The organism is Pseudomonas sp. FG-3G (genome assembly GCF_901007645.1).
Lineage (GTDB): Bacteria > Pseudomonadota > Gammaproteobacteria > Pseudomonadales > Pseudomonadaceae > Aquipseudomonas > Aquipseudomonas rhizophila.
Map to the genome: position 1 here is coordinate 99,004 of NZ_CAAKGZ010000026.1, position 14,503 is coordinate 113,506.

A 14,503-nucleotide genomic window follows, 5' to 3' on the forward strand; every position below is an offset into this window, starting at 1 on the left:
GCGAGCCTGCTCGCGATAGCGGTATTACTGAAGTAACCGAGTATCCAGCACAGTAGAACTCTCCCCCAGAACGCTCTCGCTGAGCTGGACAAACTCCTGGGTATCAACCGTCTCCAGACGCATGGCGGCGTGCAGCACGTCATCGAGCGAGCGCTTGTTGCGGGTTTTCAAACGAATCTCGCGGTCCAGCTCCTGCAACAGCAACACCGCCTTGGCCACCGTCGCCGGGCGGACCTGCTCGCCACGCAAGGTGCTGACGCCTTTGCTGTCCCGAGCCAACCGGTCGTTCAGGCTCTGGTAGCGCTCATCACTCATGCCGCCCGCCCGACGCAGCAATTCGATGGCGTAATACTCGGCCAGCCCTTCGCTGATCCAGTCACTGCGCTCACGATCGTTGACCCGCGCCAGCATCTGCACCAACTCGCGCAACATCGGGCTATTGCCGCGTTCGCTGACCAGCGGCGGACGACTGTGCAGATAAATCGATTCATGCCCGGCCTGGGCGCCACGCCACATCGGGTCTGACGCGCCGATGATCAGCAGCTTGCCGGGATGACGCGGCACCAACGCCTGCACTTGCGGCCAGACGAACGTCAGCAGCGTCAGCACATCCAGCCGGCGCATGCCCTGGCCTTGGGGTGAGGCCACCGTCACCTCGGTCTCTCCCAGGCGTGTGCGCCGGCTGCCGAGTTTGCCGGCGAGCATCCAGCCGGTGGGACGATCGAACAGCCGCGCGGGGTTGTCGATGCGAAAGCGTTGCTTGCCGATGCGCGGCCAGGCCGTTTCGATGCTTTTCCAGCCGTCGGGCAGTTCAAATTGCAAACGTGACACCAGCTCAGTGCCATCCTGCTGATCCAACTTGGCCGGCGGCACAAGATCGTCGCCGCGCAGAAGCCCCCATCCCGGGGTCATACGGGTTTCAAACGTACCGTTCTTGCGAGTATTACTGATGCGCACGCGATAGCTCAGGCTCGCCTTGTCGGCACTGGGACGCCAAACGCCGCGTGTCTCATTGCCCGGGATGAGCTGCCATTGACCGTCGGCCTTGAAGTGGCTGTAGCGGCTGCCATCGCCGAGGTCGAAGTCCAGGCTGCGCACTGCCGAACCCCGAGCCAGGGTCAGGCGCACTTCGGCCTGATCGCTTTGCGGCAACAGGTGCACGTGATAATCCAGATCGACTTTCTGCGCCGCCCACAGCGGCCCGCACACCGCCCACAGCCCGGCTGCGAGCATCCTTTTCAATCCTGCTGCCATGGATTCTCCCTGATGGTGCGATGCCCGGCATTCAGCCGGCGCGAAAAATCAGATGATCTTCCCAATCGTCCTCGGGCACGCTGCCTTCGGCCAGCATGCGCCCGGATTGGGAAATGCGTTCGTGGTGCACGGCATCGCGATCGCCACAGACCAGGTGGTGCCATAACGGCAGATCCTTGCCCTCACTGACCAGGCGATAACCGCAGGTCGGTGGCAACCATTTGAACTCATCGGCCTTGCCCGGTGTGAGCTGGATGCAATCGGGAACAAAGTCGCGGCGCCGGGAATAGTCGGTGCACTGGCAGGTTTTCAAGTCCAGCAATTTGCAGGCGATGCGCGTGTAGTAGACGCTGTTGTCGTCTTCGTCTTCGAGTTTTTGCAGGCAGCACAGGCCACAGCCGTCACACAGCGATTCCCATTCCTGCGCATCAAGCTGATCGAGGGTTTTACGTATCCAGAACGGTTCGACTTTGGCGGCCATGGCTCAAGCAATCAGCATCAGATGGTGAAAAGGCCGTCAGTCTAGTGCCGGGGCCTCTTCAGGCCAAGCATGGGCGACTGTCGGTAGGACGTTGTGTTGGCGAAGTCCGTAAATGGATTGGCCGAGAACATCGATGGGGTGACCGCTGAAGATCACTGTGGGAGCGAGCCTGCTCGCGATAGCGCCGGATCAGCCAGCATTGATGCCGACCGGCAAACCGCTATCGCGAGCAGGCTCGCTCCCACAAGTTGATTGGCTCGGTCTAATATCCCCGATCGAAATCCACTTCCCCGCGCAAGGTTTCGCCGGCCTGGTAGGCCCGCAGGTTTTCCAGGAACAACTGCACCATCATCGCCGGCGACGTCGGTGCCGAGCTATGGCCGGTCAACAGCAGGCCCCAGGCCGTCCAGAAAGGATGCCGCTGTGGCAACGGCTCCTGGCGGCAAACGTCAATGACGGCGCCGGCCAGGTGCCCTTCCTTCAAGGCTTGCACCAGATCGGCATCGACCACGGCCACGCCGCGCCCGACATTGATGAACAGCCCGGTGGGCTTGAATTGCCTGAACAGCGTCGCGTCGTATATATCGTGGGTGTCCGGCGTGTTGGGCAGCAGGTTGATCACATAATCCACCTCCCCCACCATGCGCGGCAGATCCTTCAGCGCCCCGACCTCGATGAACGGCGCCAGCTCACGGGCCTCGCTGGCAATGCCATACAGCTGCACACCAAACGGCAGTAGGAACTGCGCTACCCGCTGGCCGATATCGCCGGTCCCGACGATCAGTGCCTTGCGCCCGGCCAGACTCTGGCCCTGACGGTTGTCCCACTTGCGCTCGACTTGGCTGACCAGCCGCGCCAGCACCTCGCGCTCATGACCGAGCATATAGGTAAGGACGTACTCGGCCATCACCTGGCCGAAAATGCCCACCGCACGGGTCAGGCGATAATCACGCGTCAAGCCCTCGGCCAGCAGCGGCGTGATGCCCGCCCAGGTCGATTGCAGCCACTGGGGCTGATGGCCTTGACGCAACAGGGTGGCCAGCAGATCGGGCTGGCCCAGCCAGACCGGGCAGTCGGCGGCCAGTCGCGACAGTTCGGCGGAGTCGCCACTGGTCAGGACTTGGATATCGGGTGCAGCCTGTCGCAGAAGCTGGGCGTACACCGCGTGATCGTGTTCGGCAATCAGAACGCGCATGGATCAAACCTTTCAAAAACTATGCAGACGACCGCCGACAGAGTGTCGCTCCATCCTTGCGGCCATCGCCAATAAACCATTCCAGTGTTTCAAGAGGCCCGGGAAAGGTGCCTCGGGGTACCGTCAGACCGGGTCGTTGCGTCGCAGCAACTCTTCCGGAAGATGCTCGATGTATTCGTCTTCAGCCGGTGGCATCTGCAAGTGATAACCCTGGGTATCGAGGTTTTCCAGCACCAGGTTGATGTCTTCCCGCGACAGCTTGCGCTCGGGGCTCAGCACCAGGTCAAAGGCATGGATCGCCTTGCCAAAGGCAGCCATCAGGGGCTCGGGCACACGCTCCAGGGCATCGCTTTTGAGCACATACAGGTACATCTCGTTTTTCTTCGAGCTTCGGTAGATCGAGCAGATACGTTTCAAGGCTGTTCTCCGGCGGTGGCCAGGCTGTCGAGCAGCGCCTGGCCCATCAATTCGCGGCGCCAGCCACGCAGCGAATCGGGCAATTGGTAAGGGCCCTCGGGAAAGCCGCTCTTGATCAGCGCCTCGAGGGTTTTCTTGCGCAGCATCAGTTCAGGGGCGATTCCCAGGCGCTCGGCCTCAACCTGCCCCAGTGCCCGCAGACGCTTGACCAGCGCCGAAGCCTCAATGGGCAAGGGCTCGGCCACGGCTGGCGGCCATTGTTCGGGCGGCACGCTGGCGGCGCGTTTGATCAGCTCCAGCAGGAACTCGCCGTCCTGGCGCACGGTACGCGGGTGCATGTCTTCGATTTTCGCCAACGCACCGAGGTTATCCGGCTGAGTGCGGGCCAGGGGCCACAGCGAATGCTCGCGAATGACCCGGTTACGCGGCAGGTCACGAGCCCGCGCTTCCCGCTCGCGCCAGGCGCATAGCTCGCGCAGCACGGCCAGTTGGGCACGGGAAAGTTTCCAGGCCAGCTTGGCCTCGCGATAAACCTCATAGGGGTCGACTTCGCGACGCAGGTTGGCCACCAGCTCGGCGCCATCCTCCAGGACCCAGGCGTATTTTTCGTCAGAAAGCTTCGGGCGTAGCTGTACGAAAACTTCCGCCAGATGCACTGCATCTTCAGCGGCGTAGCTGATCTGCGTTTCCGACAGGGGTCTTTGCAACCAATCAGAGCGGGTTTCGCCCTTGGGCAAGTCGATGCCCAACACGTCCTGTACCAGCCGGGAATAACCCATGGAAAAACCCAGGTTCAGGTAGGCGGCGGCCAATTGAGTGTCGAACAGCGGCGCAGGCAGGCTGCCGGTCAAGCGCAGCAGCACTTCAAGGTCTTCGCTGCAGGCGTGCAGCACCTTGAGCACTGCCGGGTTCTCCAGCAACGCGGCCAGGGGCTTCCAGTTGTCGATGGTCAAGGGGTCGATCAGATAGGCACGCTCGCCGTCGCCGATCTGCAACAAACCGGCAATGGGATAAAACGTGTCGACCCGCATGAATTCAGTGTCGAGGGCGACGAATGGCAACTGCTGCCATTGGGCGCAAAACTGACCGAGGCTATCGTTGTCGCGAATCCAGTGAATATCGATGGCCACACGGCTCTCCCTTGAAGAATGGCGCGCAGTATATATCGCCGTCAGCGATTGCGAGCATCCATAGAGCGGGAGCCTGAGAGAAATCGCCTGCGCGAAGGCAAGAATAGTCCTACATCGGGAATTAACCGGCCTTGCACAACGCATAAACCCGCGTCAGCGCAAACCCGGGCAGAAAATCCTGGTACCACAGCAGGGTGAAACCGGCCTGGCGGAACTCGGCTTCAACTTCAGCCTTGTCCGCCAGGCCGCGGTGCGGCGCAGGTCCGATGTTGAGGCGACCTTCAATTTGCACCGACACAATCACCGTGTCACGGCTGACCCGATGAAATTCGCGCAACAGCGCCAGCCGATGCTCACTGGCCTTGACGTGCCGAAACAGTTGCAGACACAAAATACAGTCCACAGCGTTAGCCGACAGGCCGAGGGTGAATGCCGAACTGGGAAAGGTCGTGACCCGCTCCAGCAACGCGCCGCCATGGTGGGTGCGGGCGTGATCGAGCATGTCTGGCGAGGGGTCCGCCGCCAGGATCACCCGGTTGGCATGTTCGGCCAGCACCGGCCAGAACCGGCCCGCGCCACAGGTCACATCCAGCACCAGCCCCGGTTCACCGGCGGCTTTCAAGGCATTGCGGACCAATTGCTCGTCACGCCAGAACGCCAGGCGCAGTCGCCTGGGCGCCGCTTGACGGCAAATGCGCGCGTGTTCCCGGTCATGATGCCTGGCGAACTCGATCTCTACGGGGGATGGGGGTTGCCCAGACATACCAACCGCTCTTGGGAAAGATGAATAGGAACAGGCTAACCACCCGTACGTGAAAAAAAAGTCGAGGCGCTCACTGCCGGGCCAATACCCCGTCAATGACCGCGCCACGGCAACCGGCAAACAGGTCCAGGTCCCGGTTGTAGACCTTGCTGTTGACTTCCAGCAGCCCGAGCATCGAATGAAACAGATTGTCCTGGCTCAAGGGCTTGTCCCGGCTCAGTTGCAGGCAATGGGTGTCGACGGAGAAGGACTTCTGATAGCTGTCGGAAAACCAGGCCAGCATCGCCACGTGTTTCTGTTGTTCCGGGGCGAGCATGTAGGGCGTGCCATGGAGAAACAGGTTGTACTCGCCCAGGGACTCGCCGTGGTCGGACAGGTACAGCATCGCTGTGTCGACCTTGTCCTGATTGGCCCGCAGCAGGTCGATCAGGGTCGATAACACATGGTCGGTGTACACCAGCGTGTTGTCGTAGCCGTTGACGATGCTCTGGCGGCTGCAATTGTTCAGCGCATTGCTTTGGCACACTGGGGTGAAATGTTCGTATTGCTTGGGATAGCGCTTGAAGTACTCCGGGCCGTGACTGCCCATTTGGTGGAGCACCAGTACGGTGTCCTTGTCGAGGGTGTCGATGAAATGCTGCAGGCCCTGGAGCAGAATTTCGTCGCGACACTCACTGTTGGCGCACAGGGCCGGGTCTTTGAGATTGCTGACATCCTGCACAGTGACCCGGTCGCAAGTGCCTTTACAGCCCGACTGATTGTCACGCCAGATCACCTCCAGCCCGGCGCGCTTGAGCACATCGAGCAGGCCTTCTTCGTTCCTGGCCTTGCTGGCGTCGTAGTTCTTGCGGCCCATGTTGGAAAACATACACGGCACCGATACCGCGGTTTCCGTACCGCAGGAGTGCACATCAGTGAAGGCGATCAGGCCGGCTTCTTGATTGAGTTGCGGCGTGGTATCGCGGTTATAGCCCAGAATGCCGAAGTTCTCGGCACGGGCGCTCTCCCCCACCACCAGTACGGTCAGGGACTTGCGGGCATGTGTTTGCCAGACCGGATTACGACTCGCATCCTCACCCAAGGTGATGAAGGGCTGTTTGGCCGACGCGACCTGTTCACGCAAGTACCCGATCGACGCACCGATGTAGTTGCTCGGTACCACCATCAAATGCAATTCATGATGATTGCGAAACAATGAAGACAACCCTTGGTAATTGGCCAGGGCGACCATGCCGATCACCGCCGCCGACACCCCACTCACCACTAACTTGCTTAACAGTTCTTTGGGCCAGCGGCGATAGCTGATCGGCGTTTTAAATAACAACCAGGACGGCAACACGCCTAATAAACCGAGGTAGGCAAACAACTTTAACGACAGTAAATCACGCACCTCTGTGGCATTGGTTTCAGCAAAGTTACGAAACATGCCGGCATCGATCAGCACGCCATACTGAGCCATGAAATACGCCACACCGGCGCTGATCAGAAAAAGCAATATCAGCACAGGCTTGAGCAGCCCACGGAACGCTACCATTGTCAGCATCAGGTTGAAGGCGAACAACACCAGCACCGCAAACGCCACGCCGATCAGCACGCCCCCGCCGTCACCTGCCGTAATGGTATGCAGGTGCTGCCAGAGCACAACGTTGAAGCCCACTAATAAAAAGACACTGGCGACCAGCGTCACCCACTCGGGGCGCACGGGTTTAATGGTCAGCATGAGGTTTTAAAGTTTCCTGGAAGTTGCGCTAGGGAAAGCAAATACCGCAGGAAAGTTTGAAAAACTACTGTGCTACGGCAACACAAACTTTAGGCAGGTCACTATCAATTTTTCGTGAAAAAGTTGCCATTAAATAATTTTTCAAGTAGCAAGCCGCACGTCCGATCCGACGTGCAGCTTGTGGGCTCAGTTCAAGCCTGATGGATGTACCAACGCCAGTCCTGCTCTCCGACCTCGCCCATGAACTGGCGGTATTCGGCGCGTTTGACCGCCAGGTACACCCTGAGGAACTCATCGCCGAAGGCTTGCCTGGCCCAGGTCGAGGCTTCAAGCGTGCGCAAGGTGGTGAGCCAGTCGGTGGGCAGCAATTCGCTCGCCTGGGCATAGCCGTTGCCCGCCACTGGCGCACCGGGATCGCACTGTTCACGAATGCCGCGATGGATGCCGGCCAGTATCGCGGCGGCGGCCAGGTACGGGTTGGCGTCGGCACCACAAATACGATGTTCGATATGCCGCGAAAATGCTGGCCCGCCCGGTATCCTCAGGCTCACGGTGCGATTGTCCACGCCCCAGGTTGCCGCCAGCGGCGCGTAGCTGTTGCTCTGGAAGCGTCGGTAGGAATTGGCGTTCGGGCAGAACATCAGCAGTGAGTCGAGCAACGTGTCGAGCATCCCGCCCACCGCATGACGCAGCAGCGGCGTGCCATCGGCGGCTTCGCTGGCAAACAGGTTATGGCCCTCGCTATCCGCCAGGCTGACGTGCATGTGCATGCCCGAACCTGCCAGTTCCGCGAAAGGCTTGGCCATGAAACACGCCTGCATGCCGTGTTTATGCGCCACGCCTTTGACCAGACGTTTGTAGCGCACCGCCTCATCCATGGCCTGCAAGGCATCGGTGCGGTGTTCGAGGGTGATTTCCACCTGGCCCGGCGCGTATTCGGAAATGGCCGTTCGAGCCGGGATCCCCTGCGACTTGCAGGCGGAATAGAGGTCCGCCAGGAACGGTTCGATCTGTTCCAGCTCGCGCAAGCCATAGACCTGCGTGGCACCGGGTCGGCCGCCATCAGCGTCCCGCGCCGGTTGCGGCCGGCCCTGGCTGTCGCGCTGCGCGTCCAACAGATAGAACTCCAGCTCCGCCGCCATCACCGGGTAATAGCCATCGGCCTGCAAAGCGTCGATCACTTGGCTGAGCAAATAACGCGGATCGGCGATGGTCGCGGGCATGCCTTCCTGAGGATGCATGCTGACCTGCACTGCCGCAGTGGGGATCAGCCGCCAGGGCATTCGCTGCAAGCTGCCGCTGATGGGATAAGCCCGGCAATCGATGTCGCCAACATCCCACACCAGCCCGGAGTTTTCCACATCGTCGCCATTGATGGTCAACCCGAGAATGGTACTGGGCAAGGGCCGCCCACTTTCGTAAAGCGCCAGCAACTCATCCCGGTGCAGCAGTTTGCCCCGAGGCACACCGTTGCTGTCGAGAATAAACAGCTCGAACAGCTCAATATCCGGATTTTGCTCCAGGAACGCCTGGGCTTGATGCAGGGGGGCAAAAGAGAGGTGGGCAGAACTCATGAGAACGCTCGTATTTTCATGTCGGACGGGCGACAAAGCACCGTCAGCCTGTGCTCGCGATCAACGAACACTGTTTAGGATCAACAGGAAATACAAGTATCTGGAGGACGGGCGTGGCGACAATGCCAGAGTGCCCAAAAAGCCAGTTCAGAGGGTAGCGCACACAGCGTGGGAGAGACCCCGGACATAAACCTGCCCACCGGCCCCATTGCGGCGAATGAAGGGTATTGGATTGCTGCGGGCCAACCGTCCATAAAAGACATCACAGGAAACACACCCTGGCAGAGTCCCACGTCACCAAAGCCGGTTAAACCTTGATTTGATGGAGCTTGGATCGCAACGAGCTAAACAATCGGCCAGAGAATCGAATGCTGAACGATCCGTCGTGTTCATTACATTATCTGTCCCACTCGCGACCGTGAAACCGCTCGCCTGGCATTCTCCTGGGACGATCGTTCCGTTAGGATCAAAGGTCTGGTTTGCGCAAGATCCGCGCAAGGAGCACAGAGAGAGACAGAACGGATGCTGAACAGTAACTCCCTCAGAAAACTCGATATGCAAGACCTCATGGTGTTTAACGCTGTGTACGAGCAAAGCAGCGTCACCGGTGTATCCGAGGCGTTGTGTGTCAGCCAGTCAACGGTCAGCTACTGCCTCAAGAAACTGCGGACCTGTTTCGACGACGAGTTGTTCATCAACACCCGCACTGGCATGCGCCCCACTTATAAAGCCGAGGGCATGTACAAGCATGTGCGCGCCATCTTGCAGAGTATCAACCTGTGCCATGCCGGTGCGGCCACGGTTGATCCCGCCCGGCAAACCATCAAGCGCTTGAAGGCTTGTCGGGATTCACCGTGAACGCCCGTGCAGCCAGGCCGCTGATAGCACCTGGCTGCGCGAGCGGATCGTCAAGACGCGAAGCACCTGACCCTCAGGCGCCGACGACAGCCTTGGCATAGGGGCCTCGGTCGATGTCGAGGATTTCCACGCACAGTTGCACGGAAACGTCAGCCGGCCATTCGCCCACCTCCTGGATCACCTCCAACAGTTTTTCGGCCAACTGCTTCTTGACCTCTGGCGAACGGCCGCTCAACAAGGCCAGCTTCACGTGCACGAAACCGCGCTTTTCGAAAAGGGTGCCCACCAGGAAATTCTCGATTTTCACAGCCCGGCTTTTGATGTCCGACTCGGCAGCGAACTGACCGGAGGCCACCAGCGTATTATTCAGACGCAGCAGTACGACACCCTCGTCAAACTTGGGCAGGTTGGCGGTGTACTCCATGTGCAGGTGAGGCATGTGTTCGACTCCTGTTCGAAAATATGACGATGTGGTTTCAGCCGTCGCAACCATACCTCGACTTTACTTGGCTGACGCAGGTTTTTGTTTCGCGCAGCGGAATTTGCACCGCGCCGGCGCGCTCACGCATGAACGCTTCCAGCCGTATCAGCGTTTCGAAAAACAGCCTCAAATTGTGCATTCAGCGCTGCGCAAAAAACCTTGAAGCACACGATAAAGACGTCCGGCTTAATTCACCGTCAGAGACTTCAGCCCCAACGCCATGACTCGCTCGTCGCTCCCCAACCCCAGCGCCTTGGGACTGACCGCGTCGGGTAGATGAAACTGCACACGCACCTGCCCATCTGCGGCAATCGCTTCGCGGATGGCCGGGCTCAATGACAGCTCCAGGGTGTTCTCCTGCATGCGGGTCAGTTGCGTCGACAGGGCCGCAACGCCATTGATCGAGACCTCGATTCTCTGCCTGGTATGCAGGGGCTGTACGAACGCCGCAGCTTCGATCGAGAGGGCGCGGGCCTCAGGGGGTACACGCAATACAAGCTCTGCCTGAGCACCTTCCGACCAGGTGCCCCAATCTTCGACGCGCCCCCAGCCGCTGACCAACATCGCGTTTATTCGGTTGAACACCTGGCGCTCACCTGGCTTGACCTGCACGTCCAGCGTCTCCTGCGCTATCGGTGGGCATTGGGTACAGGTCTTCCATCCCGGTGCCAGCACCACGAGGCCATCAAGACGGGTCAGCAGATCGGTCTGGCGATTAACGGTTTTGATCGCTTCGAGCGCGGTGCGGCTGTCGAGAATGTAGAGGGAATCCGCTTCATACTGACCGGTGGCGAGCATTTGGCCTGCGTGCCGTTGAGCGTGTTCGATCTCCCGAGTGCCCATCCGCCCCAAGTACACGCTATCGGTTTCCAGACCATGGTTCTGGGCGTATTGGCTGATCAACAGCCAGTTGTCCGGCTGATTCTGCGGCAACAACGACCGGACCTTGGCGTAGTGATTTGCCGCGCTGGCCCAAAACGGGTCGGCCAGGGGCGTCGGCCAGCTCGCGGCGGTCGGCATCATCCGGCTCTTGCGCAGGCCTGCCCACCCGCTGCGGGTATCCAGAACCTGCACCACCAGGGCCACCGCCAGCAGACACACCGCAGCTCGTGGCTTATTGCCTCGGACCACCAAAAAGATCAGCGTAAACACGAGAATGTAGAACACCGGCCAGAACATCCTACCGGCCGCGCGAAAGACGTTCGCCAACTGCTCGATGGTTTTCGGCAACCAGTAATGCACATCCAGCATGCCAATACCGAGCTTGTTGGTCAGTGAAAAAAGCGTCAGCCCGATCAGCGCCAACAGCAATAGAGGTCTGCGACGCACGGCCTCCGCCAGGCCGGTGTTGCCTTGCAGCAGTGCCACGCCGGCGCAGATGGCCAGCATCAGCACCCCCAACCCCAGGTAATTGAAACCCTCGTAGTCCCCGGGTCCCTGGGGCATGTCGCGCAATACGTATGACCAGCCACTGGGGTTCACCACCGACAAGAGATTCAGACGATACAAGCCAAAACCACCCGCCACGGTCCCGCCGCCCACACTGAAATAACCCGCTTGCCAGCAGCAGAATGCGACCAGCAGAAACAGCCCGGCCAGCTCGATCAAGGCATTGCGCCGGGATAACCGGCCCTTGATGGCTTTGCTGGCCAGATCGGCCAGCCAGATCAATGCCACCATCGCCAACAGATAGGCATGCACCAGCACCGTCGCGGCCAATAGCACGCCCCAGGCCAGGCGTCGCTTTTGAAGACCGGGCCGCAACGCCAGGTACAGCGCCGCCAGGATCAGGAAATGCCCGGACAAGGAAAGATGCCCTCCCATGCGCAGAAACATCGGGGGCGAAAACACGAACAACCCGGCCCCCAACAACCTGATCCAGACCGAAGGCGTCAGCAGCCCCACCAGCTTCCAGGCAAACCAGGCCTGCAGGACAAAACACGCCAGCAGCCACAGCCCGAAATACTGGAACGTCTCGGGAAGCCAAGCATTGAAGGGCTTGAATATGAACGCCAGCAGCGGGTTGGAATCGGAAAAAATGATCCCGTTGGCCAACTCCAAGCCATAGGAAGGGTTCATGCCCAACGGAAAGGTCCAGGGCGAATCACGGAAAAACGCCCATCCCAGATAATGAGTCGCCGCATCGCCCTCCCCCAGCCAGGCGATATTCGTCGGGTTCAACACCCGAGGGCCGATGACCATCAGAAACGCCAGCACGCCCAACAATACGGGCAACAGGGAAACCAGATAACGCTCGCCACGAACGGTCATCGATACGTCCAGAAATTATGCAAGATGAAGGTAAACACCGGGATGATCAGCGCCACGGCAGCAATGCCCGCCAGGTAATTCAGCCCCGCGCTCTGCGCCACCCAGGCCACCAGCATCGCCAGCCAGAATCCGCCGATCGACACCACCACGAAACGGCCGAGCGTGCGGCCATGCAATCGGCTGGAGAAACTCCAGAGCGTGTTGATCAGGTAAGACACCACGGTTGCCACCACAAACGCAAAACCGTTGGCCAACGGCGGGCTGGCCAGGATCAGGTGCACAAACAACACGGCAGCCAGCACATGCACAGCGGTCACGAACAAGCCCGTCATGGCGAACCGCAGCCCACGTCGCAGCAACGGCGAACGCGTCCAGATCATGGTTTTTGTGCCAGACAGAACACCGTCAGGCCGGCCACGCGATTGGCGCCCATAAACGCAAGCTCCAGGCTGCACAGCGACTTCAACACGCCATTGACCAGCGGATGATGCCGAGTGAGCGAGCTGGCCGGCGCGCCGGACGTGTTGCGTTGCAACAGGCGCACGGCGGCGGCGATCGGAAACACCAGGCCGAAATAGTAAGCGCTTTTGTGCACCTGCAAACCCGCCTGGGCCACGACCCCCTCCAGTTGCCCGAGGGTGTAACGGCGTTTGTGTTCCAGAAACACATCATGCCCGCTCCAGAGAAACTGGAACGCCGGCACGGTGATCAGGAAGCGGGTGCCAGAGGGCACCTTGTCGACATAAGCCTTGAGCAGGCCCATGTCATCGTCCACGTGTTCCAACACATCCATCAACAACACCAGATCCGCGTCCAGCGCGTCGATGGCGCGCCGGTAGTGGACGGGTTTGCCGGCGGTGCTGGCATCGGAGTCGGCCGGGTAACTGATGTCTACGCACCAGGCCCGTGCCGTCTCGGTATGGGACAACAAGTGATGGGAAAAAAAGCCCGATCCGGCCCCCACATCCAGCAGTGTTTTGGCCGATGTGCCTTTGAGCATGTGGAGCATGGCGCGCGCCTTGGAACGATAGTACCAATGCTGCCCGATATCGGGCCCCAGGATGTCGGTTTCCTTGAGATCCATTGTCAGTCCTTGGCGTCATAGATGCGCCGTACCAGAAAAACCGGTCGGCGTTTGGATTCGATATAGGTCCGGCCCAGGTATTCACCCAGTACGCCGATGCCGATCAGTTGCAACCCGCCCAGGAACGTGACGGCCACCATCAGGGAGGCATAGCCTGGCAGATCGACCCCGGAAATCAGCGTCCGTAGCACGATGAACACGGCAAACGAAAAGGACACCAGCGAGACGCTAAGCCCCAGGTAGGTCCAGATACGCAGCGGTTCGGTGCTGAAACTGGTGATGCCCTCCAGGGCAAAGTTCCACAGCCGCCAGCCGTTGAATTTGCTTTCACCGGCCGCACGCTCGGGCCTGACGTAATCCACGACGGTGGTTCGAAATCCTACCCAGGCAAACAAGCCCTTCATGAAGCGTCGGGACTCGGGCAGGCTCTGCAGCGCATCGACCACACAACGATCCATCAGCCGAAAATCACCGACATTTTCCGGTAGCTTATGGTCGGCGATTTTATTGTGCAGCCGATAGAACCCGTTGGCGGAAACCTGTTTGGCCCAAGAGTCGGAGTCACGGTTTATGCGATGGCCCAGTACCACCTCGGCACCGTTGCGCCAGTGGGCGATCATTTGCAGGATCACCTCGGGCGGGTCCTGCAGATCGACGTCGATCGGCACCACCGCCTGGCCACGAGCCGCTTGCAGACCGGCACTCAGCGCCGCTTCCTTGCCGAAATTGCGGCTCAGGTCAACGATCCGGATGCGCGGGTCGGCTCGCTGTTTTTCCAGCAACAGCACCAATGTTTCGTCGACACTGCCGTCATTGACGAACACCAGTTCCAGGGTCACCAGCGGCTCGTTCGCAAAAACCCGATCGACTCTGGCGATAAACAAATCTATGGACTGGACTTCGTTGAAAACTGGAATGACAAGCGAAAGCGCTAGACATCCTTGCAGATCCGCTCCTGGATATTCAGTCACTTGATGGCTCTTTTTCTTATAGGTTTTTCCAGTCCCATCGGGCTCCCAGCCCCCGGGTTCCCCGGACCGGACGTCAATGACAAACGTCTGAATCGGAATGTATTAAGCAGGACCGCACAAGGCAACGCAAGAACGAAACCGGAACTTTATCCAGCCCCGCGCCCCCAAGATGACCTGTTTCCTGAAAAGGGTCGCCGGAGCAAATCCGAATCCACATCGGCAATATTTGATAACGAATGGAAACGAATTTCCCATAGCCAAAACTATCAGCTTGGCTAGGCTTGGAGCGACATGTGCAAAGCAT

Annotated in this window: 13 protein-coding genes and 1 pseudogene; 1 reads left to right on the forward strand and 13 read right to left on the reverse strand. The window is 59.6% G+C overall.

The window, feature by feature from the left end; genetic code table 11:
- Positions 1 to 24 precede the first annotated feature (24 nt).
- The 8 genes from PSEUDOMOFG3G_RS19475 to PSEUDOMOFG3G_RS19510 all read right to left on the reverse strand — a co-directional run bounded on the left by PSEUDOMOFG3G_RS19475 (position 25) and on the right by PSEUDOMOFG3G_RS19510 (position 8,534).
- On the reverse strand, positions 25 to 1,254 hold the full coding sequence (locus tag PSEUDOMOFG3G_RS19475) for a hypothetical protein (RefSeq protein ID WP_139050905.1): 1,230 nt from the start codon (positions 1,252 to 1,254) through the stop codon (positions 25 to 27).
- A gap of 31 nt (positions 1,255 to 1,285) precedes the next feature.
- Positions 1,286 to 1,735 (reverse strand): YcgN family cysteine cluster protein, encoded by a 450-nt coding sequence (locus tag PSEUDOMOFG3G_RS19480; RefSeq protein ID WP_047227942.1) that lies wholly within the window; start codon positions 1,733 to 1,735, stop codon positions 1,286 to 1,288.
- A gap of 262 nt (positions 1,736 to 1,997) precedes the next feature.
- A complete protein-coding gene (locus PSEUDOMOFG3G_RS19485) occupies positions 1,998 to 2,930 on the reverse strand; it encodes a D-2-hydroxyacid dehydrogenase (protein ID WP_047227943.1) in 933 nt (310 codons plus the stop codon).
- Between the two features lie 123 nt (positions 2,931 to 3,053).
- The gene (locus PSEUDOMOFG3G_RS19490; protein WP_047227944.1) at positions 3,054 to 3,347 is read right to left on the reverse strand and encodes a YcgL domain-containing protein; all 294 of its coding nucleotides are present in this window, start codon (positions 3,345 to 3,347) and stop codon (positions 3,054 to 3,056) included.
- On the reverse strand, positions 3,344 to 4,477 hold the full coding sequence (rnd, locus tag PSEUDOMOFG3G_RS19495) for a ribonuclease D (RefSeq protein WP_139050906.1): 1,134 nt from the start codon (positions 4,475 to 4,477) through the stop codon (positions 3,344 to 3,346). Before rnd ends, PSEUDOMOFG3G_RS19490 begins: the two co-directional genes overlap by 4 nt.
- Positions 4,478 to 4,598: 121 nt before the next feature.
- Positions 4,599 to 5,240, reverse strand: coding sequence for a class I SAM-dependent methyltransferase (locus PSEUDOMOFG3G_RS19500; RefSeq protein ID WP_047227946.1), 642 nt, complete (start codon positions 5,238 to 5,240; stop codon positions 4,599 to 4,601).
- Between the two features lie 70 nt (positions 5,241 to 5,310).
- Positions 5,311 to 6,960, reverse strand: coding sequence for a phosphoethanolamine transferase (locus PSEUDOMOFG3G_RS19505; RefSeq protein ID WP_139050907.1), 1,650 nt, complete (start codon positions 6,958 to 6,960; stop codon positions 5,311 to 5,313).
- 191 nt (positions 6,961 to 7,151) lie between these two features.
- Positions 7,152 to 8,534, reverse strand: a complete 1,383-nt coding sequence (locus tag PSEUDOMOFG3G_RS19510) for a glutamine synthetase family protein (RefSeq protein ID WP_139050908.1) — start codon at positions 8,532 to 8,534, stop codon at positions 7,152 to 7,154.
- Positions 8,535 to 9,056: 522 nt separating this feature from the next.
- Between PSEUDOMOFG3G_RS19510 and PSEUDOMOFG3G_RS19515 the strand changes: the two are divergent.
- Positions 9,057 to 9,359 (forward strand): annotated as a pseudogene (locus PSEUDOMOFG3G_RS19515) (LysR family transcriptional regulator); the annotation flags it as partial.
- A 106-nt stretch (positions 9,360 to 9,465) separates the two neighbouring features.
- Here PSEUDOMOFG3G_RS19515 and PSEUDOMOFG3G_RS19520 read toward each other — a convergent pair.
- The 5 genes from PSEUDOMOFG3G_RS19520 to PSEUDOMOFG3G_RS19540 form a co-directional block, all read right to left on the reverse strand.
- Positions 9,466 to 9,831: a 5-carboxymethyl-2-hydroxymuconate Delta-isomerase gene (locus tag PSEUDOMOFG3G_RS19520; RefSeq protein ID WP_047227950.1), complete on the reverse strand. Its 366-nt coding sequence runs from the start codon at positions 9,829 to 9,831 to the stop codon at positions 9,466 to 9,468.
- A 228-nt stretch (positions 9,832 to 10,059) separates the two neighbouring features.
- Positions 10,060 to 12,144 carry a DUF6311 domain-containing protein gene (locus PSEUDOMOFG3G_RS19525; protein WP_139050909.1) on the reverse strand — a complete coding sequence of 695 codons (2,085 nt, stop codon included), beginning with the start codon at positions 12,142 to 12,144 and terminating at the stop codon, positions 10,060 to 10,062.
- A complete protein-coding gene (locus tag PSEUDOMOFG3G_RS19530) occupies positions 12,141 to 12,524 on the reverse strand; it encodes a GtrA family protein (protein WP_076385942.1) in 384 nt (127 codons plus the stop codon). Before PSEUDOMOFG3G_RS19530 ends, PSEUDOMOFG3G_RS19525 begins: the two co-directional genes overlap by 4 nt.
- Complete coding sequence (locus PSEUDOMOFG3G_RS19535) at positions 12,521 to 13,228, reverse strand: bifunctional 2-polyprenyl-6-hydroxyphenol methylase/3-demethylubiquinol 3-O-methyltransferase UbiG (protein WP_139050910.1); 708 nt, start codon at positions 13,226 to 13,228, stop codon at positions 12,521 to 12,523. Before PSEUDOMOFG3G_RS19535 ends, PSEUDOMOFG3G_RS19530 begins: the two co-directional genes overlap by 4 nt.
- Before the next feature lie 2 nt (positions 13,229 to 13,230).
- Entirely contained in the window at positions 13,231 to 14,199 is a 969-nt protein-coding gene (locus PSEUDOMOFG3G_RS19540) for a glycosyltransferase family 2 protein (protein WP_139050911.1), read from the reverse strand.
- Between the last annotated feature and the right edge of the window lie 304 nt (positions 14,200 to 14,503).

Coding starts and splice junctions, on each gene's coding strand:
- PSEUDOMOFG3G_RS19475 (WP_139050905.1), bottom strand. CDS start 1,254: ATGGCAGCAGGATTGAAAAGGATGCTCGCAGCCGGGCTGTGGGCGGTG.
- PSEUDOMOFG3G_RS19480 (WP_047227942.1), bottom strand. CDS start 1,735: ATGGCCGCCAAAGTCGAACCGTTCTGGATACGTAAAACCCTCGATCAG.
- PSEUDOMOFG3G_RS19485 (WP_047227943.1), bottom strand. CDS start 2,930: ATGCGCGTTCTGATTGCCGAACACGATCACGCGGTGTACGCCCAGCTT.
- PSEUDOMOFG3G_RS19500 (WP_047227946.1), bottom strand. CDS start 5,240: ATGTCTGGGCAACCCCCATCCCCCGTAGAGATCGAGTTCGCCAGGCAT.
- PSEUDOMOFG3G_RS19505 (WP_139050907.1), bottom strand. CDS start 6,960: ATGCTGACCATTAAACCCGTGCGCCCCGAGTGGGTGACGCTGGTCGCC.
- PSEUDOMOFG3G_RS19510 (WP_139050908.1), bottom strand. CDS start 8,534: ATGAGTTCTGCCCACCTCTCTTTTGCCCCCCTGCATCAAGCCCAGGCG.
- PSEUDOMOFG3G_RS19520 (WP_047227950.1), bottom strand. CDS start 9,831: ATGCCTCACCTGCACATGGAGTACACCGCCAACCTGCCCAAGTTTGAC.
- PSEUDOMOFG3G_RS19525 (WP_139050909.1), bottom strand. CDS start 12,144: ATGACCGTTCGTGGCGAGCGTTATCTGGTTTCCCTGTTGCCCGTATTG.
- PSEUDOMOFG3G_RS19530 (WP_076385942.1), bottom strand. CDS start 12,524: ATGATCTGGACGCGTTCGCCGTTGCTGCGACGTGGGCTGCGGTTCGCC.
- PSEUDOMOFG3G_RS19535 (WP_139050910.1), bottom strand. CDS start 13,228: ATGGATCTCAAGGAAACCGACATCCTGGGGCCCGATATCGGGCAGCAT.